Source organism: Skermanella aerolata KACC 11604 (assembly GCF_000936425.1).
Classification (GTDB): domain Bacteria; phylum Pseudomonadota; class Alphaproteobacteria; order Azospirillales; family Azospirillaceae; genus Skermanella; species Skermanella aerolata.
In genome coordinates this window covers 56,672-80,194 of sequence record NZ_AVFK01000025.1, presented here as the reverse complement: position 1 = coordinate 80,194, position 23,523 = coordinate 56,672, and the positions used below count along the sequence as shown (strand labels likewise).

Here is a 23,523-nt window from a genome sequence, read left to right as displayed (position 1 = left end):
GAGCAAAGAGGATATCCATGACCAGCTCGCACGAAAATCCCGACAGCCGCCCGGCGGCTGGCCAGGGAAACCTGCGATACTACCTGTTGGGACTGGCCGTGGTGGCGGTCATCGCCGTGATCGCGGCGATCTCGTACGCGGTCCAGAACGGCAACCTCGAGGAACAGCTGGCCCAGCGCCAGCGCGAACACCAGCAGACCCTCGCCGCGGTCACGACCGAACGGGACACGGCCCGCGACGAACGCCAGACCTTCCAAGCCGACCTTGAACGCCTGCGCACCACCGTCCAGGACGAACAGCGCCTGACCGGCGAGGTCAACCGGCTGGGCCAGGAGATCCAAGGCCGCCAGCAGACCTTGCAGGATCTCAACACCCAGGCCGAAGCCGCCCAGGCGCAGACCCAGACGCTCCAGCAGCAGCGCGCCGAGGCCGAGCAGCAGGCGAACCAACTCGCCGAGCAGATCCGCCAGCAGACGCAGCAGATCGAGCGCGGCACGGCTCAGCTTGGCGAGACCAGCCAGCAGCAGGCCGCCGCGCGCGACCAGCTTGCCACGATCACCGAGCAGATCGCCCAGCGTACCGCCGAGACGGAGCAGATCGCCCAGCGGGTGCAGGAAGTCCGCGCGCAGGAAGCCCAGCTCCGCGACAGCATCGCCGCCCTCAGCCAGGAATCGGCGGCCAAGGCCGATCAGGCCGCGCAGGCCGGCCAGCAGGCGGAGGAAGCCGCCGCCCAGCTCGACCAGATCCGCAAGGACCTCGCCCAGTCGCGCCAGGAACTCGCCACCGCCAACGACCAGCTCACGGGCGCCCGCCAGGAACTCGAGAACGCCCAGCGCCAGCTCGCCGACGTCACCCAGCAGAGCACCCAGGCCGCAGCCCAGCTCCAGCAGCGGCAGCAGGAACTGGCCCAGGTCACCCAGACCATCGAGCAGCGCACCGCCGAGGCCGCCCAGGCCGAACAGCGCGTCGCCGACCTGACCTCACAGGCCGAGACCGCGCAGGCTAGGGTCGAGGAACTGACCCAGGCCGCGGCGCAGGCCCGCGACACCGAAGTCACCGCCCGCCGCGACGTCGCCGACCTGTCGGAACAGGTGACGCAGCGGACGACGGAGCTTCAGGAGGTCGACCAGCGCATCCAGGAAGCCCGCCAGAACCTTCTGAACGAGCAGCAGGGCCTCGCCCAGCTCCGCGAGCAGATCGCCCGGCAATCGGCCGAACTCCAGGCGCTGGAACAGCGCCGCGACGCCCCCGCCGCCGAGCCGGCCCCCGAAGCCGCTCCGGAACAGCCGGCGCCTCCCGCCCAGCAGTAAGCGTCCACCCGGCACACGCCGGCAAAAGAAAAAGGCGGCAGGTTCACCCTGCCGCCTTTTTCATGTCAGCCTTGTCTGCCTCGTCAGCCGCTCTCTCAGCCGGCGCTCAGGCACCGCTTCCCGGCGCCTGGAACACCTTCGCCGCCTCGCTCGCCGACAAGGTGCCGCGTTCGCGTCCCAGCAGGGTGTCGGCACTGGGCGAAACGCCTTCCGGAGCATCGGCGCGCGAGCGCGAAACATGCTCGTGGTGATGATCGGGATCGACATACTCGACCTTGTGGGAATGCGCCGGCGCATGCGACGACCTGAACGCATCCTCGGTCAGGATCGCGTCGTCCTCCCCAAGGTATCCATCGCCCCGGTAGCCGTCGCCCCGGTAGCCATCACCGTAAAATTCCTCGCGCCGCGTACCGGTCTTCGAACTGGCAATCGCCAGCCATGCCAGGCTGATCGCCAGCAGCGCGACCGGGATCGGGTTGTCGCGTACCGTCGCCGAGAGATTCGAGACGAAAGTCTGACCCTGCCCGCTGGTGCGCAGATAACTCCAGGCTTCGTCCATCAGGCGGCCCGGCGCCAGCCGGTCCTCGATGGCAGCCAGGGTTGCCGCGGTGTTGCGGCGGGTCTGCTCGATCTCGCGTTCGATCTGTTCGGGGGTCCTGTCGTCCGAGTTCGCCATCTCCAGCCTTCCATCGAATAGCAATGTGGTGCGGTGGTCCCGCACCCCATGGCAACCCGAACGCCTCGGGGTTAGTTCCGCGACCGCCCCTGGGCCGGCTCCGGCTGGGCCGCCAGACGCCCCGCTTCCGTCCAGTTCGCATAGTTGGCGTGGATCCAGGCCGGGATGATCAGGCTGGCGATGGCGCCCAGCGCAATCAGCGTCTTCGTCAGTTCGGAGAACGGGCCGATCCGGGCGTCGAACCCGAGCACGACATAGACCACGACCACGTGCCAAGCGTAGACCTGGAGCGAGTGCTTGCCCAGGAAGGTCAGGAAGCGCCAGCGGAACAGCCGGTTCAGCAGGTCCCCCGCCCGCCGCGCCGCCGGAAAGGCGCTGTCCCGGCCCGCGACCAGCAGCCACGTCACCAGATAGGCCAGCGCCACGAAGTTGAGCAGATAGACCAGGCTGAGTTCGGTCCGGTTGTTGAACCCGTCGAACCGCAGGGCCATGCTGTCCGGCATGAAGCCATAGGTGAAGCCCAGCTTGTAGAACAGGAACAGGACAACGATCACGATCGACGCCTTCAGCAGGTCGGTCCGTTCAGGAGAGAACCAGCGGTTCCAGTCCATCCCGCCCCGCGTATCGGCGGCCCCCAGCAGCAGCCCGGTGACGAACACGACCTGCCATGCCATGGGGTTGAAGTGGCTTTGCAGGACGAAGCCCGGCACGATCTCCGCCACCGACTGCTCGACGATGCGGACCGCCGGCAGGTGCCAGCCGAGCTGCACCCCCAGCCACATCAGGATGCTGCCGCCCAGCACTTCCCGCCAATAGCCGCGCGCCACCCAGCGCAGCAGCAGCGGCGACGCCACCAGGTAGACGATGTATTGCGGCAGGATGTCCATGAAGATCGGCTGGTAGAGCAGCAGGAACGCCGAGACGGCGGTTACCGACGGCGTCTGGTACATCTCCCACATGAACTGGCCCCACAGCGGCCGGGAATTCGGCACCACCATGGCCAGGATCAGGATCACCGCCAGCACCATCACCGCATAGACGTAAAGGTCGTAGGCGCGTCTCAGGATCTTGGCGTCCATCAGGCCAGTGCGGCCCTGCCCGATCATCCGCGTGTAGTACAGCCCGATGATGATGCCGGACAGGAAGACAAACCCCTGCGCGTCCTGGACATAACCGAGTTCTCCATGGTTGATCTTCTGCAACAAAAGATCACCTTGAAAAAGGAGATGATTAAGCATCATAAATACAAGAAAATAACCGCGCAGTCCGTCCAGGACAGTAAAACGCTTCATGGCTCTCTCTCCGCGGCCGAATAGAATCATGTTCCGGCCCTTCGACACGCCGGCAACACAGCAGTTTCAACGGATGTTGTTCATGTTTATTCCGGGAATGGTAATTCAATACCACAAATAGACAACCATTCCCCCGAATGATAAAAACGATAATTGTGCGCTTTCGAAGGAACCTTGCCGCAAGGAAATGCGTTTGCATCCTTCGAGCGGTTGCGTTTCGGCCACACCGGCCGGGCGAACGCTTTTCCTTGCCCCTGAAATCACATTTTAACCATATTGTGGATCAATACGCATGGTCGGCGCCGGTTGGCGTCCGTTGCAACGGCAACCGAGCGAGTGATCCGGGATTATGGTTAAAAGAGCTTTCGTCGCCTTCTGCCTTGGAACTGCCGGCATCGGCGCTGGTCTGGCCGGCCTGATGACGGGGACCGCGCCCGTATCGGCCCAATCGCCGACCCAGGCGCCGGCCCAGCCTCAGGCGCAAGCGCCGGCCGCCGACATGTGCGCCGCCCCGGCGCTGGTTTCGGCGGCGTCCGTGCGGCAGCTGCCCCACACCAGCGTGGCGCTCAGCCAGAAGCACGACCTACGCGTCGTCGCGGTCGGGTCGTCCAGCACCGAGGGCATCGGCGCGTCCGCTCCGTCCCGGACCTACCCGGCCCAGCTTGACGCCATCCTGGAGCAGCGCTTCCCCGGAACTCGGATCGACGTCGTCAACAAGGGCATCGGCGGCGAGACGGCGGCCGGCACGCTGGCGAGGCTGGACCGCGACGTGCTGTCGCTCCATCCCGATCTGGTGATCTGGCAGCTCGGCACCAACGACGCCCTGCGCAACGTCGACGCCAAGGCCTTCGGCGCCCAGGCGGTCGAAGGTATCCGGCGCATCCGGGAGAGCGGCGCCGACCTGCTCCTGCTGGAGCCGCAGTTCCTGCCCAAGCAGGCAGGCAACGCGACCTACGCCGCCTATGTCGATGCGGTCCGCGCCCTGGGCGCCGCCCATGGGCTGCCGGTGTTCCGGCGGAGCGAGGTGATGAAATACTGGCTGGACACCCGGCAGTTCACGCCGGCGACCATGCTGTCATCCGATCAGCTTCACATGACCGACGCCAGCTACCACTGCCTTGCTCGGCTGATGGCGGATGCGATCGTACCGACCGCGATCCCGGCGATCCAGCCGCCCGCCGCCGGCAAGCCGGCTCAGGCCATAAAGGCGCTGAGCGGTCCCAGCGCGGTCCGCAGCGCTGAAAACCCCAGGTAAAGCACGGCTCCCACGAACCCCCAGCAGGCGACGGCGGCAGTCAGCGCCAGGATCGCCTGCATCTGGACGGGCAGCTGTTCTTCGGGTCCCTCGGAAAACCGGGACATCAAGCGGTCGCCGGCGATCCGGCGCAGCATCTCGTTCACTTCGAATTGGTTATTCATTTCGATCCCTCCCGCTCGAAGTCCGATGCTAGTTATGGAAATGATTCAAACGGGTGTCAAAAGTGTGACATCCCGGTCGCAGTGGGAAGAATTCTCAGATGCCACCTGAATGACCCGTAAAACTCGGGCCGCCGACGCCAATTTCTATCTTCGGTCTTAATACAACGATCAAGTATGCCAGCCGTGTATCGGCCCGCTATAAGCCGTCGTCCGCAAGATGAATGACCGCCAGGTACCTGAAGAGGAATAAGTAATGTTGGGCGTGATCCTGTTTGCCCTGCCGCTCGGCCGCCTGTTCAACTCGGCTCTTGCCGACCAGCCGACCGTCGTGGAACTGTTCACGTCGGAAGGATGCTCGAAGTCCCGTGTCGCGGACGCCCTTCTGAGCGAACTGGCGGGCAGGCCCGATGTATTGGCGCTGTCTTTTCATGTGACCTATTGGGACCGGATGGGCTGGAAAGACCCGTTCGCGACGGAGAACAACACGCGGCGCCAGCGCGATTACAACGAAGCCCTTGGCCGCGACAGCGTCTACACTCCGCAGATGATCGTCGACGGCCGTTTCGAGACCGCCGGAGACCGCCCGCGCGCGGTCGGCGAAGCGATGGCGGAAAGCCTTGGGCAGCCCCAGGCCCGCCGGCTGAACATCGCGGTCGAGGCCGGCAAGGGCATGATCGGCGTCGGCATCCCGCGCGGCCCGATCCCGCGCGGCCCCAACGGCGGCGAAGCCCGCGTCCTGATGGTCCGCTACCAGCTTGGGCGCGGCAAGTCGGTCAAGGCCGGCGAGAACCGGGGCCAGCGCTTGCGCCACAGCAACGTCGTGCGCGAGATCGTCGACATGGGCGCCTGGACCGGCTCCGCCCGGAACCTGCGCGTCCCCATGGCCCCCGCCGGCTACGGCGTCGCCGTCCTGGTCCAGGAGTTCGACGCCGAGGGCCGCCCTGGGGCCATCCTGGGAGCGGCGCGGGTCGAACGCCGCCTGCTGGGCGCCGGCGTCACCCCCTGGGAAGCCCTGGTGAGGACGATGCGCGCGGCGGCCCGCCGGATGACCGGCGGCGACGGCGGTGCTGCGCCGCTGTAACCCCGAACGGGAGGGAACCGCCGCTTCTACGGCGCCGCCGCGAGCATCGCCTGGAAGACGGCGCGGACCCGGTCCGCCCCGATGCCGGAAACCGCAATTCCGGCTTCCACCATCTCATCGGTCGGATCGGGTGGCACCACCACCAGCCCGGCCCTCCTGATGACGTCGAGCACGCCGAGAGCTTCCGTCATTACCGGAGAGCAGGCAAGGCAGTCCCCGTCCGGGACGACGTTCGACGCCCCAGTTGCGGCCGGCCCCCGATCCCCCAGCGGCTACAATGGGGCCGTCCATAACGCGCAACTCTTGAGAGTTGCGGCTGGACCCCGATCCCCCAGCGGCTACAATGCCTTCACCGCCCGAACAAGGCCGAACCGCGTTGCGGCTGGACCCCGATCCCCCAGCGGCTACAATTTATGGGTGATGCAGTAGTCTTTGCGGTCAGTTGCGGCTGGACCCCGATCCCCCAGCGGCTACAATCGAACGTTACCCTGACCGCCTGTAACCTGTGTTGCGGCTGGACCCCGATCCCCCAGCGGCTACAATCCTCATCACCGTACATACCCTCAGTAGTGCAGTTGCGGCTGGACCCCGATCCCCCAGCGGCTACAATGCGGTTCAGCATGGTCTTGACGGTACCGTAGTTGCGGCTGGACCCCGATCCCCCAGCGGCTACAATCCATGCAAACCAACCTCACCATCCTAAGCGGTTGCGGCTGGACCCCGATCCCCCAGCGGCTACAATCACACCCAAGCGCGGCCGAGATCCTGACCGGTTGCGGCTGGACCCCGATCCCCCAGCGGCTACAATTGGTGCCGTTGGCGATGTAGTCGCCGAAGAGTTGCGGCTGGACCCCGATCCCCCAGCGGCTACAATGTCCGACCAGAGATACGCACAGGAGATCGAGTTGCGGCTGGACCCCGATCCCCCAGCGGCTACAATCTTTCGTTCGCGCGGCGTAGGTCGAGATCAGTTGCGGCTGGACCCCGATCCCCCAGCGGCTACAATAGATCCCCGCATAAGCCTTTGATCCCAAAAGGCTTATGCGGCCTTTTTTCTCCAGTTCCCAACGACAAACCACCGTCAAAACAGCTTGAACTGCTCATATTTGGTTCCGGGTTCTCGTTTTGTCCGTGCCTCCAGGCACACCATCGTCTGATATTGGCGGTCGGTGAAGGTCAAGATCTGCACCTTGCCCTTGGCCGGCACCTGCCCTCTGATTCGCTTGATCCGCGCGTCCACCTGCGGGGAGCCGGCGCAAAAGCGCATATAGACGCTGAACTGCGACATTTCGAAGCCCTCGTCCAGCAGGAAGTTGCGAAATCCTGTCGCAGCCTTCCGCTCGGCCTTGGTGGATACGGGCAGGTCAAACATCACCATCATCCACATCAGCCGATACGCGCTGAGAGCCATGCGCGTCCTCCTTGCCGGTCGGTGAGACAACAAGATCCAGCGGCAGCGGCAACAGCGGCAGGTCAAGCACCTTGCGTTCGCCAAGCAGCAGTTGCGCCAGGGAAAAAGTCAGCCGGAACAGACAGGTCGCGAGCGGGGTGACGCCGGCTTCGGTCCGCATGTCGCGGACCAGCACCCCCGCCAGTTCGCGCTTCGCGTCGCGGTCCACCTCGACCCGGCCTTCCCGGACCATCCCGTGGACAAGGATGTCCACCAGCGGCCTGAACGGTTCCATCAGGTCGTCGACCAGACACATGGGGTTGCCGCGATTGCTGTGCTTCAGGCCCAGCGTCGGGTGCAGCCCGGCGGACGCCACGGCCCGCGCCGTGCCGCCGCGCAGGATGGCGTAGCCGTAGTTCAGCAGGCTGTTGGTTCCGGGATGATCGGAGTCGCGGCGGAACTCCGTCCCGAACAGCAGGGGCCAGTAGCGGCGCGCGGCTTGCGCCTCGATGTTTTCCGGGTCGCCCGACCTGACCTTCTTCGCCAGTTCCACGAAGGCCCCGGCGGGCACGCCCAGCGACTCCAGCACGGCGCCCTGCGTCCTGATCTTGGCGCGCGTGATCACCTGCCACAGCCGGCCCTTCGACGCCTCCGTCATTTCCGCCTGGGCACGCATGCGCTGCGCCTGGACATGGTGGCCGTCCACCGGCCACAGGATGGCGGCGGGACTGAAGTTGCTGCCGCACAGCACCACGGCGCAATCCCGTTCCAGCAAGGCCAGCAGCAGGTTGTTGGAATAGGTCAGGCCATGGGCCGTGCAGACCAGCACGGCCAGATCGTCCAGGGGGACGCGCCCGATCTCCCGGCCGTCTCCCTTGACCACCATGAAACCCCGGTCGAGCGCCAGATGGCGCCCGTTCTCGGCGATTTCGATGACGACTCCCGCAGCACCTTCGGCCATGGCCTACTCCAGCGGGCCTTTGTCATGGACATAGCCCAGCAGATCGACCCCGGCCGGCCGCGCCGCCTGCTTGCGCAGGCTGTCCGGGGAGCAGTACTGGTATTTGAACGGATCGCCCTTGTCGGCGTCGCGGGCCTTCAGGTTGCCGGCCTCCAGATGGAGCGCCAGCGCCACCTGCCCCTCGCTGAACTTGACCACCCGCACGATCCGCCGGTCCGGCGCTTCGCCCAGCGCCAGCAGGTCGCCCTTGAACAGGCGGAACAGCGGCGTCCCGGCCTCCCCCACCACCCGCTTGGCCGCCCAGTCCAGGAACACCCCGCTGCCCCGGCCCGAATCGCCGCCGGTCTCCGCCAGCCATTCCCGGTGCAGGCGATAGGCTTCGAAGGTGCTGACGATCTTCCCGGTCCAGCGCCCGCGCGGATCGCGCAGGATCTCGTACCAGGCGTTGCTGTCGCCCTTGTAGACCTTGAACACAGTGCCCGACGGGTCCTGGATCGGGATCGGGTTGCCCAGGACATCCAGCATGCGGACGCGCCGGACCGGCTGGCCGCCCCATTTGAAGCTGCCCAGCGCATCGCCAAAACTCCTGCCCGCCGCCGCTTCCGCCGCGACATGGTCTTCCAGCGCTTTCGCCAGCACGCGGTCGCGGATATTGGGGAAGTCCTTGGCCGTCAGCCCCGACAACGGCTTCCGCGTGACGACGGTATGGACGCCGTTCACCGCCTCGACCGGACCATAGGCGGTATCGTTGTGCATGCGGCCCTGCCAGCCGTGCTCCGCCCGGTGCGACACGGTGATGCCGCGTATCTTCTCCCGCACCTGATCGCCGAACGATGTCGCGGCCAAGCCGTCGAACGGATCGGGCAGACCGTCGAACAGCCGTTCCAGCTCGTTCGCCTCCGCCCTGGCCGCCGCCTGCGCCACAAGCTGGACAAGCCGCTGATCGATCATGCCCAGCACGGCGGCGTCGATCGCGTGGTGCCGGTGGTCGCTGCGGTTCTTCAGGTTGCCGTCGGACAGTATCTTGTTCAGGCCCCAGCGGGCACGCAGCATGGCGGTCAGCTTGCCGGGCGCGACCCGGACCTTGTTCAGGTCGACGATGCTGGCAAGGTATTGCCGCGCCACCCTGGACAGATGGCGGGTTTCGACAAGCTGGCGGTCCAGGAAGCCCCGTTCGCCCTCGAACCGGTCCATCGCGTCCGGCAGGAAGCGCCAGCGCTTGTTCTTCGGCAACTCCTCCGCCCGCTGCGCGATGGCGGCCCAATCGTATCCATCGACGGCGGTCACCCCGAAGGCCTCCCAGGGCGACCGGTCGCGCTTGAAGCGGTTGGCCCGCCGGACGCAGACGATCTTGTTGTCGGCGCCATCGCTCAAGGTCCGGCTGAACGGCAGGATATGGTCGATATCCACATCCCCCTCCAGCAGGCGCCTGATGCCGATCGGTTCGCCGGTATAGACGCAGACATGCCCGACACCGACCTTCGGCAGTTCTTCCCATAGGCGGAGACGCAGCATCGAGTCGGGACGCGGATCGATCCCCAGCTCCTTGATCTTGGCGAAACGATCCTCGTTCTTCCGCTGGTTCTGCGCCTGCTCGCGCTGGATCGTGTCGCGCTCGTCGCGGCTGCGCTTAAGGTCGCGGGCCAGTTCCACCACGATGTCGGCCGGCTTGCCCCAGCGCTCGACGATGCGGTTGACCAGCTTCCGCAGTTCGTTAAGCCCGATATGGACGGTCGGGTTGGGAAAGCGCCCAAGATGCTGCTCCGGCGGGTCAGACGGCTCGCCGGAACCGAAGGCGATGAACCGCTCCAGCGGCTCGCCGTAATACGGCAACTCATCCAGCAAGCCCTCGGGGCGGAAATCGGAGTGGTGCAGGTTGAGCGCGAGAACGGCCTCGTCGTAGCGCAGCCGTTGCTCGCGCATCAGCGGCACCAGTTTTACCAGCGCCTTCTCGCTCAGGCGGCAATAGCCGTCGGGCAAACCGGGAGACGCGGCGGTATGTGCGGCGTTTTCGCTTGGCAGCCCATGCACGGATTCCAGCCAGCCGGCCAGTTCGGCTTCGTCCTCGGCCTCGATCAGGCGGCCGACGATATCGCGCCGGTCGTCCGGCGTCAGCGCGTTCCACTTCGGCCCGAAACGCTTCTTGGCCGAAAGCGCGCTGGTCACCGCATCGCCCTTCAGCCGGTCGCGCTTCTCCCCTTCCAGGTTGACCTTCAGGCCGGGGTCGAGCTTCAGCTCCTTCCTGATCTTCTCGAAGGTCAGGTCGGCGCTTCGGCACAGCTTGGCGAAAAGCTGGGCGTGCTGGTCGGCGGACAGTTCGCGCGGTTCCTCACCGGGGCGATAGAGTTTCAGGTTGCCGATCTCCGTCAGGATGCGGAACTCCTGGGCGACCGGCAGCGCCCAGGGCGCGCGTTCCTGATCGGGGAACAGCGTGCATTTGCCGGGACGTACCGGGCGCAGCGGACGCTGGCGGAAGATCACCGATTCGACCCGGTCCCACTGCTCCGCCGTGACGGCGGGATGGTGCAGCGCCTGCGCCGTCCGGATAGCCTGGAACTCGTCATGGACCAGGCCACGTTCGGGATAGAACTCGTACGACGCCTTGGCCCCGGCGCCGTCCAGCCGAGCACGCACGGTCTCGCGCTTGCGGTGCCGCGCGGCCAGCCACGCGCCCAGGGTGGTTTCGCCGCTGGCCTCGATTTCCGCCTTCAGCGCGGAGATGCCGGCCTTGATCTTGCCGGCCTCGTTCTCTTCCCCGGCGGCCTTGCGGTTGCTCTTGAACCCCCGGCGCTGGTTGAGATGGAACAGTGCCCGCCCGACCTGCCCGGCCGTCAAAGGCTCGAACAGCGCCCGCGCCCGCAGTTCGCAAGGATCTTCCGATTCCAGCGCCTTGCGCGTGGCCCGATCGGCCGGCATCAGCCCCGCCGCTACCAGCGCATTCATCAGCGCCGAGCGGCGACGCAGGTAACGGTCGCGGCGGCGGCGCATCGACCGCGCCAGCCGCCGGTCCGCCGCCAGCGACTCCTTCGACTTCGGATCGCGCCCATCGGGAAAGATCCTGACCCCCATGCGCCGGACCCCACAGGGGTCCCCGTTGCCGTTGAGGTCCAGCAGGCACCAGCCGATGCTGTTGGTACCGAGATCGAGAGCGAGGCGATAGGGAACGCGGTTCGACATGGAAAGGCTCGGAAATGGGAGGTTGAGGGATCGGGAGGACGGCAGTGGCTCACAAAACTACCATTACGGGAATTTCAGGAGTAGGATTGCAAGAAAATTTCCCTGCATGCCGAGCACTTAAGCTTTGGAAGCCGGCTATCGTTTACTGATCATTTACTTTGAAATGTAAGTTTTACTGGCGCTAAAAAAGACCAGCAAAGTCACCACTGACTATTGACACGCGAAAATGCATCCCGCATTCTTGCTGCGGAAAGACAATCACCTTTGCGTAGCCGCTGGGGGATCGGGGTCCTTCCGTTAACACGCTCGGGAACGCAAGTTCCTTGCAGCACAAGATGTGCGGCGGGCCTCGGCCCGCCGCGTTTGTTTGTGGTGATGAAACCGCAGCATTGATGCCGCCGAGTTGCTGTCGCAGTCCAAGGCGCAGCATGGCCCTTGGGACAGGTACGCCGCTCCCAAGGGCTCCTCGACTTCCGCATGATGCATCACGAACCAGACTACGAACCGGCCAAGTCACTGATGAAGATATCGAGTGACGGTATCAGGCCGCGACGGCAGCCAGCGTTTTAAGCAGCTTCATCTGCTTGGGTCTATCGGGTTGGACGATGTCCTTGTGGATTTGACTTATGACTGATTTGATCAATTCGGTTTTGCTGAGCGAGGTAGCCTGCATCACAGCCTCGATCTCGCGCGACATGGCTGGTGTAACCTTCATCGACAACCGTTTGCGCATGCTGTTCTTGTCTGCGGTTACGAACATATTCTCCTCCCGCAGGTTCTCGATAAGCTGGGCAAGGAGTTTCCTGTTCGCCGCATAGGTGTGGACGTAGTACAGGAGAAGGCGTTTGCGGAAATCCAACGTCAGGTTCGGATCGATACGGAGAGCTGCAAGGTCAAGCGTGTCGATGTAGATGGCAGGCAAATTGGCCTCTACCGACACGGCGGCCTTTTCGCGAGTTGCCTTGATCGCAAGTGAAGATTGCGGGGGGATTGCGACGACATCGCCGCATTTGTCGCAAACGGCGACAAGGATGTCCTTAACAATGCCCGAGCCGTCACGAAACGGTACGTCGCGGTAGGCAAAGGTCGTAGTGACCAGCCCGTCGTTTTCGCACATAGCCCGGCTTTTGTCGGCTTCGTGGTAGATTTTCATAATCACCCATTAGCGATGCACGCAGATAAAGACCGTATTTGGATCGACAAAATAGAATTTGATGTACCATCGATATCTGGTCTGACGGCAAGCTATCGGACAACCGGCAGCATCAGTACCGTTCGCCGTCCCGCATCCGGCGGATGAATTCGCCGGCGGTTTCCGCCTGCATCGGCATGGAGTCGGTAAGGGTTCGGAGTGTGGCAAGGTCGATAGACCGACGCGGAGCCTGAACCGCCGTCAGCTTGGCAACCGGCTTGCCTCGGCGCGTGATGCAAACGGCCTCTCCTGAATCTGCCCGCGAGACCAGTTCACTGAGATGAGCCTTGGCGTCGGTTAGGCTCACGGTGTTCATGGCGGCGGCTCCTGAGCAGATTGCTGGTCAGATTAGCGGCTCCGGCACCAAAGGGCAATCTCACGCCAAGCAGGAAAAAAGGCTCATATCGGGTTTCGCGGTGACATGCATCGTAGACGCGGCTTCCAGCCGCGTCTACGTACGGACGCTCTCAGGGAAGCTGACACGTCACCCCGAAACATTGACGAGAACCTTCCTCAGCCGATCAGAATCAAGTTGACTAGGAAATAATAACGCTGGTAGTTTCCTAGTCAACATAATGGAGCTACCTATGCCGCCGGCCTCTGACCTGACTGCCCACACCGGCTACTGGTTGCGCATGGTGTCCAACGCGGTCTCGCAAGACTTCGCCCGCAAGGTTGCCGATGAAGGCGTGACGGTGGCGGAGTGGAGTTTCATGCGTGCCCTCTACGACGCCGACGCGATGGCGCCATCGGCGCTCGCCGAGAAGATGGGAATGACGAAAGGCGCCATCAGCAAGCTTGCCGACCGGCTGCTCGGCAAGGGGCTGATCACCCGCGCCGACAATCCGGGTGACAAGCGGGCGCACACCCTGTCCCTGACGGGAGCAGGCCGGAGCAAGGTGCCGATTCTGGCGGCGCTCGCCGATAAGAACGATGCAGAGTATTTCGGCATCTTGCCCACGGAGGAGCGCGAGATGCTCCATCGCCTCTTAAGAACTCTCGCCGACAGGCGTGGGCTGAAGACTATCCCGGTGGACTGACCGCCGGGTCCGTAGCAACTCAAGATCGGATAAGGAAACGCGCCATGGACGCGGAACGGATCTCTATTGCTCAATCATGCCTCGATGCGGCGCACGATGGCAGCCTCGGCTTTCCCGCCATCGTCGGCAAACTGATTGCCGCCCGGTTCGAGGGATACACGGTCGACTACCGCCGCAACACCCAGACCTATTACCTGCCCGACGGCGACAGCGTGGCGCTGGACATGCCGCACTCGGACGGGATCACTGCGGCAACCTTCGATGCGGCAGCCATCGAAGGACTGGTGCGATGGGCACAGCGGGGCGAGCCCGACTACAGTTACAGCGGCTTCTGCGAAAAGGCGAAGGGGGCGGGATGCGCGGGTTATCTCGTCTCGTTCCTCGGCCGCCGCGTCGTCTATTTTGGCCGCACCGCCGAGACCCACATCGAGCGTTTCCCGGAGTAGCGCTACATGCATTGCTCACAAGGCTTGACGAGACGACCTTATGGGTAGGAACTTCGAACGCCTGACCAAGGATGGTCGAACCTTCGTTCTCGTCCCGGAAGACGTCTACGAAGATTTGCAGAAAGACGCTGAAATGCTGACCGATATCCAAGCCTTCGATGCCGCGACGAGCCGAAATGAAGAAGCGTTCCCTGCCGAATTGGGCGTGAAGCTGACCGACGCCCAACGAGCCGGGAAAAGTCTGGTGCCGGTCTGGCGCGAATATCGGGAGATGACACAGACTACCCTTGCCGACGCCAGCGGCGTGAACCGGGTTTATCTCAGGGAAATCGAAAGCGGCAAGAACCCCGGTTCAGTCGAAGCATTGAAGCGGATCGCGGAAGCACTCCGGATCGGCCTCGACGATCTGGTTTGATCCATGCGTGGCGCCTGCGCGAAATGGATTGCCTATGCGGCTCGCGGCGCCACTTCCAACATCAGCCGCTCACCCAGGTCACGGCGCGCGACCTCCAGATCGTACTGAGCCTGCAATCCCATCCAGAAATCGGCGCTGGTACCAAAATGCCTCGACAGCCGGAGCGCCGTGTCGGCAGTGACCGACCGCCGCTCATTGACGATCTCGTTCAGCCGGGTCCGTGGCACGCTCAATGCCCGCGCAAGAGCGTAGACGCTCAGCCCAAGCGGCTCCATGAAATCGACATGCAGGATGTAGCCGGGGTGAATAGGACCAACCGGTTGCGCTTCAGGGTCAATCACATCGGTCAGATCGACCCGGCCAGCGTCCAGGTCCGCACGGGAAATGGTCATTGGGTTGTCTCCCTTAAGTCAGTGATAATCCAGGAACTCTACGTCGTAAACATCGCCCTCTTGCCAGAAAAAGCAAATGCGCCATCGGTCGTTGACACGGATCGAGTATTGACCAGCCCTGCCACCCCGCAACGCCTCCAACCGATTGGCGAGAGGTACTCTGAGATCATCCAGCGCCTGTGCCTGATCCATTGCGATCAGCTTTGCACGCGCCCGCTTTCGAATATCCGCTGGCAAACCCTTTGTCGGAAGGTCGAAGAAAAGAGCGGCAGTGCGCTTATCGGCAAAGGACTTGATCATTGCGATGAACGTAACGTTTAGCGTTACGTTTTGCAAGGGGAGCTCTCCTGGGAAATGAACACGAACAAGCACCAGGACATAATTCCTTAACCGGCTCGTGCTACAAGACCAAAGCGCTACAGCGCCGGATTTTCGACATCGTGAACAGCACACACAGCACCGGCCCGCCGCCGCGCGCGGGCGATAGTGACATTCGATCACTCGCTCGCGTTTTTCCACGGATGACCTGCCCCTGTCATCCCACCGGCCAACCTCGTCACAGCACCGCAGCCCATCACATTTTGCAACAATTGATGACAATTGCGGCCTTGTAGGGGGTGTCTACATCGGCTCTCGGACCAAGCAGCAAGCCCCCTGCCCTCAGGCTTCCTCCAGGTACCGCCGCCGCAGGTGACGTTCATAGACGCTGGCGTCCAGCGGACGCCCGGTCGCCTTGGTCAGCAGTTGGTCGGCTGGCAGCAGGCTGCCCTGGGAATGGATGTTGGTCCGCAGCCAGTTGACCAGGGGGGAGAAGTCGCCGCGCGCCAGCCCCGGCAGCACGTTGTCGTCGGCTCGGGTCGCGGCGTCGAACAGTTGGGCCGCCGTGATGGCTCCCAGCGTATATGTCGGGAAATAGCCCCAGGCGCCGCCCGGCCAGTGGATGTCCTGAAGGCAGCCCAGCCGGTCGGTCGTGACCTTCAGCCCAAGCAGGTCGCGCATTCCCTCGTTCCAGGCGCCGGGCAGGTCGGCCAGGATCATGTCGCCAGCGATCAGCGCCTTTTCCAGGTCGTAGCGGATCAGGATATGGGCGGGGTAGGTCACCTCGTCGGCATCGACCCGGATGAAGCCCGGTTCGACCTTGGTGTACAGCCGGTGAAGGTTGGCCGCGTCCCAGGCCGGTCCCGTCCCGCCGAAGCTGTCGCGCATCACCGGAGCGGCGAACTCCAGGAATGCGCGGCTGCGGCAGGCCTGCATCTCTATGATGAGAGACTGGCTCTCGTGCAGGCTCATGCCGCGTGCCTCGCTGACCGGCTGGCCCAGCCAATCCGCCGGGCGGTTCTGCTCGTACAGGGCATGCCCCGTCTCATGCATCACACCCATCAGCGCCTTGGTGAAGTCGTCCTCGTCGTAGCGGGTGGTCAGCCGCACGTCATGGGTGGCGCCGCCGCAGAACGGGTGGAGGCTGATGTCCAGCCGGCCCTTGTTGAAGTCGAAGCCGGCGGCCTGCATCATCCGGACGCCCAGCGCCCGCTGGGTTTCGATGGGGAACGGCCCCTGGAGGGGCAGGATGTCCGGTCGGCTCTTCTGGCGCTCCAGCACCTCGCCGATGAAGCCCGGCAGGAAGGCCCGGAGGTCGCCGAACACCTTGTCGATATGGTCGGTGTTGCCGCCCGGCTCGTAGCTGTCCAGCAGCGCCTCGTACAGGGAACAGCCCAGCGCCTCGGCCTTTGCGGCAGCGATCTGGCGCTGGAGGTTCAGCACTTCCGACAGGCTGGGCAGCAGCATCGCGAAGTCGCCGGCTGGGCGGGCTTCGCGCCAGACCATCTCGCAGCGGGAAATCGCGCGGGAGCTTGCCTCGACCAGATCGCCCGGCACCGCCGTCGCATGGAGATAGGCGCGGCGCATCTCGTGCAGGTTGGCTTCCTGCCAGTTGGAAAGCTCGCGCTCGTGCTCGGCGTCGGCCAGCAGGTCGGCGTTGTCGTCGTCGGTCAGCAACTCGTGGCTCAGGACCTTCAGGGTCGCAAGCTGCTCCGCCCTGCCGTCGGCGGCGCCGGGAGGCATCAGCGTCTCGGTATCCCAGTGCAGGATGCCGAGCGCGTCGTTGATCGCGGCGAGCCGGGCGAAGCGCCGTTCCAGCGTCTGATAGGCGGACATCCGAGCCTCCCTGAAGTCGTTCGTTGGGGGTGTTCCGGCGGTCAGGGCTCCCTATCCTCGGAGCCGCGCCGCCAGTGGAACACGAAGTAGATCACGATAAGCGTAACCGCCAAGCTGTACCACGTGAAGGCGTATTGCAGGTGGTTGTTGGAGATGTTCACGTTGGTCCGGCCGCCGATCGGGAACCCGCCGGGGTTCGGGGCGTCTCCCGCCTCGACGATGACAGGAAGCGGCTCGCCGACGCCGGCTCCGGGGTCCGCTCCCGCCTGCCCGACCTGGGCGGCCATCCGGGGCACGTCGTACCAGAACCACATGTTGGCCGCTGGATCGTTGTCGGGTTGCATCCAGCCCTGGGGTGCCGGGACACGGGCGACGCCCTCGACGGTGACGGTGCCCTCCGGCAGCCCCTCGGTCCGGGACTCGGGAGCGCGCCTGTCTAGCGGCACCCAACCCCGGTTGACCAGCACCAGCGACCCGTCGTCGCGCTTCAGCGGCGTCACGATCTGGTAGCCGATCTGGCCGTTCATGCTGCGGGCGGCAAGGTTCAGCTCAAAGTCGTGGAGGAACCGGCCGGTGACGGCGACGCGACGGAAGTCCCAGTCGGCGGGGTTCTCGATTTCGGTCGGAAGGGGCGCTGGGGCGGCGCGCAGGCCGCTCTCGATCCGCTCGATCAGCGCGCTCTTCCAGGCCAGCCGCTCGACCTGCCAGGTGCCGAGACCCAGCATGATGGCGACGGCGGCAAGGGTAAAGAGGGTTGCGGCCAGACCGGGACGGAAGCGGCGTCCGTCTTGTTCTTTCTCAACCAGCGCAGGCATGGGTCAGTCCCGCGGGTTCGGGGGAGTTTTACGGGGGAAATCGCCCGGCAGGTCGGGCAGATCGTATTCGCTGGACCGGTGGCGGAACTGCAAGGCCATCAGGTAGGCCTTGGCCGGCCGCAGCATGCCCAGCGACAAGCCCAGGATGACGACGGTCCAGACGACGGCGTGAAGCCAGAGCGGCCAATCGACCGACATCGCGACCCATAGGGCCACCGGGACAACCGTGAAGCCCAGGATGAAGGTCATGAAAACGGCGGGACCGTCGCCGCTGTCGCCCCGCGCCAGTGCGAGGCCGCAGCACTCGCACCGGTCGGCGACGGTCAGGAACCCTTTGTAGAGCCGGCCCTTCCCGCATCGCGGACAGCGGCATTTCAGCGCCGCCGCGACCGGGGAGAACTTGGGGTAAGGGTTCGATGTCAGGGCGTCAGGCTCCCCACCAGTAGATCGAAACGAACAGGAACAGCCAGACCACGTCGACGAAGTGCCAGTACCAGGCGGCTGCTTCGAACCCGAAATGGCTCTTCGGGGTGAAGTGGCCCGACCTTACCCGGAACCAACAGACCGCCAGGAAGATCGTCCCGATCAGGACGTGGAATCCGTGGAAGCCGGTCGCCATGAAGAAGGTCGACGGATAGATCCCATCCGAGAAGCCGAAATGGGCGTGGCTGTATTCGTAGACCTGGAAGCAGCTGAACAGGATGCCCAGGATCACCGTCAGGCCCAAGGCCACGCTCGCCGTCTTCCGGTCGCCCTCGACGATCGCATGGTGCGCCCAGGTGACCGTGGTGCCCGACAGCAGCAGGATCAGGGTCATCATCAGCGGCAGGTGGAAGGCGTTGAACGTCTCGATGTTCTCCGGCGGCCAGACGCCCCCGATCGCTTCCTTCGGATACAGGCTGGCGTCGAAGAAGGCCCAGAAGAACGCCGCGAAGAACATCACCTCAGAGGCGATGAACAGCGACATGCCGTAGCGCAGGCCCAGCTTGACGATGGGAGTATGGGCCTTCTCGTGGACCGACTCGCGGACCACGTCGCGCCACCACCCGGCCATCACGGTCAGGACGCACAGGAAGCCCAGGGCCGCCAGGAGCCAGCCGCTGCCATGCATGTACATGACGCCGCCGACCGCCATCAGGCCGGCGGAGAATGCGCCCAGCAGCGGCCACGGGCTGGGATTGACCAGATGGTATTGGTGCGTGTGACCGCCCTCGGCGCCATGGCCGTCGGCGGCCGAAACGCCTCCGGGGTAGACGCCGGGATTGTGCGCGTTCAACTCGGCCATGCTGTGTAACCCTCGTTCTTTGCTCTTATCGTTGGATGACGTTTGAGTCAGTTGGACGTTTCAGTCAGTTGACTGCATTGGGATTAGGCCCCGCCTTGGACACCAGCCCCGGATCGTCATGTGCCCGGAAGAAGGTGTAGGACAGGGTGATGGTCGAGACGTCGTCCAGCTTGGGATCGTCGGCCATTGCCGGATCGACGAAGAAATAGACGGGCATGTCCACCGTCTGCCCCGGTTCCAGCCGCTGCTCGTCGAAGCAGAAGCACTGGATCTTGTTGAAGTAGATCCCGGCCTTGTCGGGCGTCACGTTGTACGTCGCCATGCCGACGATCGGCTGGTCGGAATGGTTGGTGGCGCGGTAGCTGGTTATGGCGGACTCGCCGATCCGGACTTCCATCTCGTGGGTGTCCGGCCTGAAGCCCCAGGGCAGCGCCCCGTTGACGTCGGCGTTGAACCGCACCTTGACCGTGCGGTCCAGGATCTCGCCCGCCGGACCTTCCGCCACCTGCGTCGTCCCGCCGAAACCGGTAACCTTGCAGAACAGGTTGTAGAGCGGCACCGACGCAAACGACAGCCCAATCATGCCGAACACCAAGCCGACCAGGCTGACCATCACGGTCAGGTTGCGCCGGCGCATGTCCCGCGGGTCGCGGTTTTCGCTCATGCGTTCCCCCCGATCCGGACCAGGGTGATGACGTAGAGCAGCGCCACCAGCGCCAGCAGCGCCACCATCACGGCGATGTTCTTGCCGCGCCGCTTGCGCTTCTGCTCATCGGTCAGCCGGGTGATCTGAATACGGTCGGCGTTCATGGTGGTAGTCCTTGCACTTCTTTGGTCGGGCGGATCAGCCGAACCGGATCAGCGGTCCGTAAAGCTGTTCCCCGATCAGCAGGGAAAGCAGCAGGAACAGGTAGAGGATCGAGAAGCCGAACATCTGCTTGGCCGAACGGTCCGTCTTGTCGCGGCAGACCTGCACCGCGAACACGACGAACAGAACACCCAGCACGGTGGAGCCTGCCAGATACGGCAGTCCGGCAATGCCGACGAAGTACGGCGACACCGCGATCGGCAGAAGCAGCAGCGTGTAGATCAGCATCTGCTTCTTGGTCTCGCGCTCGCCGGCCACGACCGGAAGCATGGGAACGCCGGCGCGGGTATAGTCGCCGTTCCGGAACAGGGCCAGCGCCCAGAAATGCGGCGGCGTCCACATGAAGATCAGCAGGAACAGCAGGACCGATGCGACGCTGACGTCGCCAGTCACCGCCGCCCAGCCGATCATCGGCGGAAAGGCGCCGGAAGCGCCGCCGATCACGATATTCTGCGGCGTGCGGCGCTTCAGCCAGATCGTGTAGACGAAGACATAGACGAATGAGGCCAGTGCCAGCAGCCCGGCCGCCACCCAGTTGACCGCCAGCCCCATCAGGGCGATGGAGCCAATGGTCAGGACGACGCCGAACGACAGCGCCTCGTCCGGATCGACCCGGCCTTCCGGCAGCGGACGGTTCGACGTCCGGTGCATGACGGCGTCGATATCCCGCTCGTACCACATGTTGATGGCGCCGGACGCCCCGGCGGCCACCGCGATGCAGAGGATGGCGGTCAGGGCCAAGACGGGATGGAGGTGGCCGGGAGCCACGATCATCCCGGCAAAGCCGCTGAACACCACCAGCGACATGACACGGGGCTTCAGTAGTTCGAAATAGTCGCGGACGCTGCCTGTAGCGACGCCGCCGACCGACGCCTCGGCGTCGGGCCGCATGGTGATGTCCGTCATGTCTCGTACTTCTTCCCCGGTCTTCTTTTAACTTACTTACTTCACGCGCGGCAGTTCGGTGAACTGGTGGAACGGAGGCGGCGAGCTGACCGTCCATTCCAGCGTGGTCGCCGCATCGCCCCAGTAGCTGGCGCCGACGCGCTGGCCGCGGGTGATCGTGTAGATCGCGATACCGACGAACAGCACGGCCGCCGCGAACGACAGGTACGCACCCAGCGACGACACCATGTTCCAGCCGGCATAGGCGTCCGGATAGTCCGGGATACGGCGCGGCATGCCGGCCAGACCCAGGAAGTGCTGCGGGAAGAACGTGAGGTTCACGCCCGCGAACGTCATCCAGAAGTGGACCTTGCCCCAGAACTCCGGATACTGCCGGCCCGACATCTTGCCGATCCAGTAGTAGAAACCGGCGAAGATCGAGAACAGCGCGCCCAGCGACAGCACGTAGTGGAAGTGGGCGACGACGTAGTAGGTGTCGTGCAGCACGATATCCATGCCGCCGTTCGCCAGCACCACGCCCGTCACGCCGCCAACGGTGAACAGGAAGATGAAGCCGACCGCGAACAGCATCGGCGTCTTCATCTCAATGGAGCCGCCCCACATGGTGGCGATCCACGAGAAGATCTTGATGCCGGTCGGGACCGCGATGATCATCGTCGCTGCCGTGAAGTAGGCGCGGGTATCGACGTCCAGGCCGACCGTGAACATGTGGTGCGCCCACACGACGAAGCCGACCACGCCGATCGCGACCATGGCGTAGGCCATGCCGAGATAGCCGAAGATCGGCTTCTTGGAGAAGGTCGAGATCACGTGGCTGATGATGCCGAAGCCCGGCAGGATCATGATGTAGACTTCGGGGTGGCCGAAGAACCAGAACAGGTGCTGGAACAGCACCGGGTCACCGCCGCCGGCCGGGTCGAAGAAGGTGGTGCCGAAGTTGCGGTCGGTCAGCAGCATGGTGATGGCGCCGCCCAGGACGGGCACGGCCAGCAGCAGCAGGAACGCGGTGACCAGCATCGACCAACCGAACAGCGGCATCTTGTGCAGGGTCATACCCGGCGCGCGCATGTTGAAGATGGTCGTGATGAAGTTGATCGCGCCCAGGATCGACGACGCACCTGCAAGGTGCAGCGCGAAGATCGCCAGATCGACCGACGGCCCCGGATGTCCGACCGCCGAACTCAGCGGCGGATAAATGGTCCAGCCCGTGCCGGCGCCGGTCCCGACGAAGGCGGAGCTCAGCAGCAGGAAGAAGGCCGGCACCAGCAGCCAGAAGCTGATGTTGTTCAGTCGCGGAAACGCCATGTCGGGCGCGCCGATCATCAGCGGCACGAACCAGTTGCCGAAGCCGCCGATCAGCGCCGGCATGACCACGAAGAACACCATGATCAGGCCGTGGGCCGAGATGATGACGTTCCAGAGCTGACCGTCGGTGACGAGTTGGGTGCCGGGGCTCTGAAGCTCCATTCTCATGATGACGGAGAACAGGCCGCCGATCAGGCCGGCGATGATCGAGAAGATGATGTAGAGAGTGCCGATATCTTTATGGTTGGTGGAGAAGAACCACCGCGCCACGAATCCCGGCTTGTGATCGTGGCCGTGGTCGTCGTGGGCGGATGCCCCGGTCGCTCCGTGACCCATGGTGTCAGTCCCTTACCCTCGGGTTGTCATTGGCCCCGGCGATACGCCGCACCCCTCGTCCGGTGCCGCGCAGCCGAGCGCCCCTTTTCATTACTTCGCCGACGGAGTCGCTGCCGCCGGAACCTGATCGCCGACGCTCTGTGCAACCTGTACGGCAGGCGCCTTGCGATCAGAGTTCGACGCGAACTCTTCCTTGGCTTCGACAAGCCACTGAGCGAACCGTTCCTTGGAAACCGCTTCGATCGTGATCGGCATGTACCCATGGTTGGTGCCGCAGATCTCCGAGCACTGGCCATAGTAGACGCCCTCGCGGTCGATCCGCGCCCAGGTCTCGTTCAGGCGGCCCGGAATGGCGTCCTTCTTGACGCCCAGCGCCGGCATCGCCCAGCTATGGAGCACATCGCCGGCCGTGATGATGATCCGGATGTTGCTGTCGACCGGCAGGACGATCCGGTTGTCCGTTTCCAGCAGGCGGTGCTGGCCGGGCTGGATGTCCTCGTCCGGGATCATGTAGCTGCTGAAGGTCAGGTCTTCATGATCCGGGTACTGGTATTCCCAGTACCACTGGTGTCCGATCACCTTCAGGGTCATGTCGGCATTCTCGGTCTTGTCCATGAAGTACAGGACCTTGAACGACGGCACCGCGATTACCACCAGGATGACCACCGGCAGGACCGTCCAAGCCACCTCGAGGATGGTATTATGGGAAGTCCGGGTCGGGGTCGGGTTCTTCTTCGCGTTGAAGCGAACCATCACGTAGACCAGCAGCGCCAGCACCAGCAGGGTGATGGCGGTGATGACCACCAGCAGAAGGTTGTGGAAATCGGTCAGCTGCTCTTTCACCGGAGAAGCCGACTCCTGGAGGCCGAGCTGCCAGGGGTGCGCGACTCCGACGTCGTTACCCTGGGCCAGGGCGGCACCGGCGCTGCCGAATATGGAAAACAATAGGGCCGTCAAGACGGCGCTGATCCTGTGCACTTTCATCCCTAACCACTCTTCCTTGCGGCGGAGCCGCCGCTCCGCGTGTCGTGACGAACGCTTTCCCCCGCTTTGGCGCGGGGTG

The 23,523-nt window shown here is 64.2% G+C and carries 26 protein-coding genes and 1 CRISPR repeat array; of the genes, 6 read left to right on the top strand and 20 right to left on the bottom strand.

Annotation, left to right across the window (positions count from 1 at the left end; all coding sequences use genetic code 11):
* Positions 1-17: 17 nt before the first annotated feature.
* On the top strand, positions 18-1,310 hold the full coding sequence (locus tag N826_RS25200) for a coiled-coil domain-containing protein (protein WP_044433240.1): 1,293 nt from the start codon (positions 18-20) through the stop codon (positions 1,308-1,310).
* Positions 1,311-1,416: 106 nt separating this feature from the next.
* Here the strand turns inward: N826_RS25200 and N826_RS25195 are convergent, their stop codons facing one another.
* Both N826_RS25195 and N826_RS25190 read right to left on the bottom strand, forming a co-directional pair.
* The gene (locus N826_RS25195) at positions 1,417-1,986 is read right to left on the bottom strand and encodes a DUF3618 domain-containing protein (protein ID WP_044433238.1); all 570 of its coding nucleotides are present in this window, start codon (positions 1,984-1,986) and stop codon (positions 1,417-1,419) included.
* Positions 1,987-2,057: 71 nt separating this feature from the next.
* Positions 2,058-3,278 (bottom strand): OpgC family protein, encoded by a 1,221-nt coding sequence (locus N826_RS25190; RefSeq protein ID WP_044433236.1) that lies wholly within the window; start codon positions 3,276-3,278, stop codon positions 2,058-2,060.
* 349 nt (positions 3,279-3,627) lie between these two features.
* On the opposite strand from N826_RS25190, the gene N826_RS25185 reads away from it, so the two are divergent.
* Positions 3,628-4,533, top strand: a complete 906-nt coding sequence (locus tag N826_RS25185; RefSeq protein ID WP_052832020.1) for an SGNH/GDSL hydrolase family protein — start codon at positions 3,628-3,630, stop codon at positions 4,531-4,533.
* Here N826_RS25185 and N826_RS42020 read toward each other — a convergent pair.
* On the bottom strand, positions 4,473-4,697 hold the full coding sequence (locus N826_RS42020) for a hypothetical protein (protein ID WP_044433234.1): 225 nt from the start codon (positions 4,695-4,697) through the stop codon (positions 4,473-4,475). The genes N826_RS25185 and N826_RS42020 overlap by 61 nt on opposite strands.
* A gap of 253 nt (positions 4,698-4,950) precedes the next feature.
* Here N826_RS42020 and N826_RS25175 point away from each other — a divergent pair, with 253 nt between their 5' ends.
* Positions 4,951-5,778, top strand: a complete 828-nt coding sequence (locus tag N826_RS25175) for a DUF1223 domain-containing protein (RefSeq protein ID WP_052832019.1) — start codon at positions 4,951-4,953, stop codon at positions 5,776-5,778.
* Between the two features lie 26 nt (positions 5,779-5,804).
* On the opposite strand, the gene N826_RS43340 is transcribed toward N826_RS25175, so the two are convergent.
* From N826_RS43340 to N826_RS25150, 6 genes are all read right to left on the bottom strand, one after another.
* Positions 5,805-5,969 carry a hypothetical protein gene (locus N826_RS43340; RefSeq protein ID WP_157599366.1) on the bottom strand — a complete coding sequence of 55 codons (165 nt, stop codon included), beginning with the start codon at positions 5,967-5,969 and terminating at the stop codon, positions 5,805-5,807.
* A 52-nt stretch (positions 5,970-6,021) separates the two neighbouring features.
* Positions 6,022-6,784: direct repeats of the CRISPR family, unit length 36 nt; unit sequence GTTGCGGCTGGACCCCGATCCCCCAGCGGCTACAAT.
* Between the two features lie 75 nt (positions 6,785-6,859).
* Positions 6,860-7,189 carry a CRISPR-associated endonuclease Cas2 gene (gene cas2, locus N826_RS25170; protein WP_211099382.1) on the bottom strand — a complete coding sequence of 110 codons (330 nt, stop codon included), beginning with the start codon at positions 7,187-7,189 and terminating at the stop codon, positions 6,860-6,862.
* On the bottom strand, positions 7,143-8,129 hold the full coding sequence (gene cas1, locus N826_RS25165) for a type II CRISPR-associated endonuclease Cas1 (RefSeq protein WP_044433230.1): 987 nt from the start codon (positions 8,127-8,129) through the stop codon (positions 7,143-7,145). Before cas1 ends, cas2 begins: the two co-directional genes overlap by 47 nt.
* A 3-nt stretch (positions 8,130-8,132) precedes the next feature.
* Positions 8,133-11,306: a type II CRISPR RNA-guided endonuclease Cas9 gene (gene cas9, locus N826_RS25160; protein ID WP_044433229.1), complete on the bottom strand. Its 3,174-nt coding sequence runs from the start codon at positions 11,304-11,306 to the stop codon at positions 8,133-8,135.
* A gap of 541 nt (positions 11,307-11,847) precedes the next feature.
* Entirely contained in the window at positions 11,848-12,459 is a 612-nt protein-coding gene (locus tag N826_RS25155) for a hypothetical protein (RefSeq protein ID WP_044433227.1), read from the bottom strand.
* A gap of 112 nt (positions 12,460-12,571) precedes the next feature.
* Positions 12,572-12,814 carry a type II toxin-antitoxin system Phd/YefM family antitoxin gene (locus N826_RS25150; RefSeq protein ID WP_044433225.1) on the bottom strand — a complete coding sequence of 81 codons (243 nt, stop codon included), beginning with the start codon at positions 12,812-12,814 and terminating at the stop codon, positions 12,572-12,574.
* A gap of 271 nt (positions 12,815-13,085) precedes the next feature.
* On the opposite strand from N826_RS25150, the gene N826_RS25145 reads away from it, so the two are divergent.
* The 3 genes from N826_RS25145 to N826_RS25135 are packed head-to-tail and all read left to right on the top strand — an operon-like array spanning position 13,086 to position 14,399.
* On the top strand, positions 13,086-13,538 hold the full coding sequence (locus N826_RS25145) for a MarR family winged helix-turn-helix transcriptional regulator (RefSeq protein WP_044433319.1): 453 nt from the start codon (positions 13,086-13,088) through the stop codon (positions 13,536-13,538).
* Positions 13,539-13,582: 44 nt separating this feature from the next.
* Positions 13,583-13,984: a DUF1398 domain-containing protein gene (locus N826_RS25140; protein WP_044433224.1), complete on the top strand. Its 402-nt coding sequence runs from the start codon at positions 13,583-13,585 to the stop codon at positions 13,982-13,984.
* Positions 13,985-14,024: 40 nt separating this feature from the next.
* On the top strand, positions 14,025-14,399 hold the full coding sequence (locus N826_RS25135; RefSeq protein ID WP_044433222.1) for a helix-turn-helix domain-containing protein: 375 nt from the start codon (positions 14,025-14,027) through the stop codon (positions 14,397-14,399).
* 32 nt (positions 14,400-14,431) lie between these two features.
* Here the strand turns inward: N826_RS25135 and N826_RS25130 are convergent, their stop codons facing one another.
* The 11 genes from N826_RS25130 to coxB form a co-directional block, all read right to left on the bottom strand.
* Complete coding sequence (locus N826_RS25130; protein WP_084721175.1) at positions 14,432-14,791, bottom strand: HigA family addiction module antitoxin; 360 nt, start codon at positions 14,789-14,791, stop codon at positions 14,432-14,434.
* Between the two features lie 18 nt (positions 14,792-14,809).
* Complete coding sequence (locus N826_RS25125) at positions 14,810-15,127, bottom strand: type II toxin-antitoxin system RelE/ParE family toxin (protein ID WP_308518235.1); 318 nt, start codon at positions 15,125-15,127, stop codon at positions 14,810-14,812.
* A gap of 324 nt (positions 15,128-15,451) precedes the next feature.
* The gene (locus tag N826_RS25120; protein WP_044433220.1) at positions 15,452-16,945 is read right to left on the bottom strand and encodes a carboxypeptidase M32; all 1,494 of its coding nucleotides are present in this window, start codon (positions 16,943-16,945) and stop codon (positions 15,452-15,454) included.
* Between the two features lie 41 nt (positions 16,946-16,986).
* A complete protein-coding gene (locus N826_RS25115) occupies positions 16,987-17,760 on the bottom strand; it encodes an SURF1 family protein (RefSeq protein WP_044433218.1) in 774 nt (257 codons plus the stop codon).
* A gap of 3 nt (positions 17,761-17,763) precedes the next feature.
* The gene (locus tag N826_RS25110; protein ID WP_308518236.1) at positions 17,764-18,087 is read right to left on the bottom strand and encodes a DUF983 domain-containing protein; all 324 of its coding nucleotides are present in this window, start codon (positions 18,085-18,087) and stop codon (positions 17,764-17,766) included.
* 100 nt (positions 18,088-18,187) lie between these two features.
* A complete protein-coding gene (locus N826_RS25105) occupies positions 18,188-19,045 on the bottom strand; it encodes a cytochrome c oxidase subunit 3 (RefSeq protein WP_044433213.1) in 858 nt (285 codons plus the stop codon).
* 64 nt (positions 19,046-19,109) lie between these two features.
* The gene (locus tag N826_RS25100; protein ID WP_044433212.1) at positions 19,110-19,709 is read right to left on the bottom strand and encodes a cytochrome c oxidase assembly protein; all 600 of its coding nucleotides are present in this window, start codon (positions 19,707-19,709) and stop codon (positions 19,110-19,112) included.
* A complete protein-coding gene (locus tag N826_RS43335; RefSeq protein ID WP_157599365.1) occupies positions 19,706-19,855 on the bottom strand; it encodes a hypothetical protein in 150 nt (49 codons plus the stop codon). Before N826_RS43335 ends, N826_RS25100 begins: the two co-directional genes overlap by 4 nt.
* 34 nt (positions 19,856-19,889) lie before the next feature.
* Positions 19,890-20,819: a heme o synthase gene (gene cyoE / locus N826_RS25095; protein ID WP_044433210.1), complete on the bottom strand. Its 930-nt coding sequence runs from the start codon at positions 20,817-20,819 to the stop codon at positions 19,890-19,892.
* Between the two features lie 36 nt (positions 20,820-20,855).
* The gene (gene ctaD / locus N826_RS25090) at positions 20,856-22,460 is read right to left on the bottom strand and encodes a cytochrome c oxidase subunit I (protein ID WP_044433209.1); all 1,605 of its coding nucleotides are present in this window, start codon (positions 22,458-22,460) and stop codon (positions 20,856-20,858) included.
* A 90-nt stretch (positions 22,461-22,550) separates the two neighbouring features.
* A complete protein-coding gene (gene coxB, locus N826_RS25085; protein ID WP_308518234.1) occupies positions 22,551-23,417 on the bottom strand; it encodes a cytochrome c oxidase subunit II in 867 nt (288 codons plus the stop codon).
* Positions 23,418-23,523 lie beyond the last annotated feature (106 nt).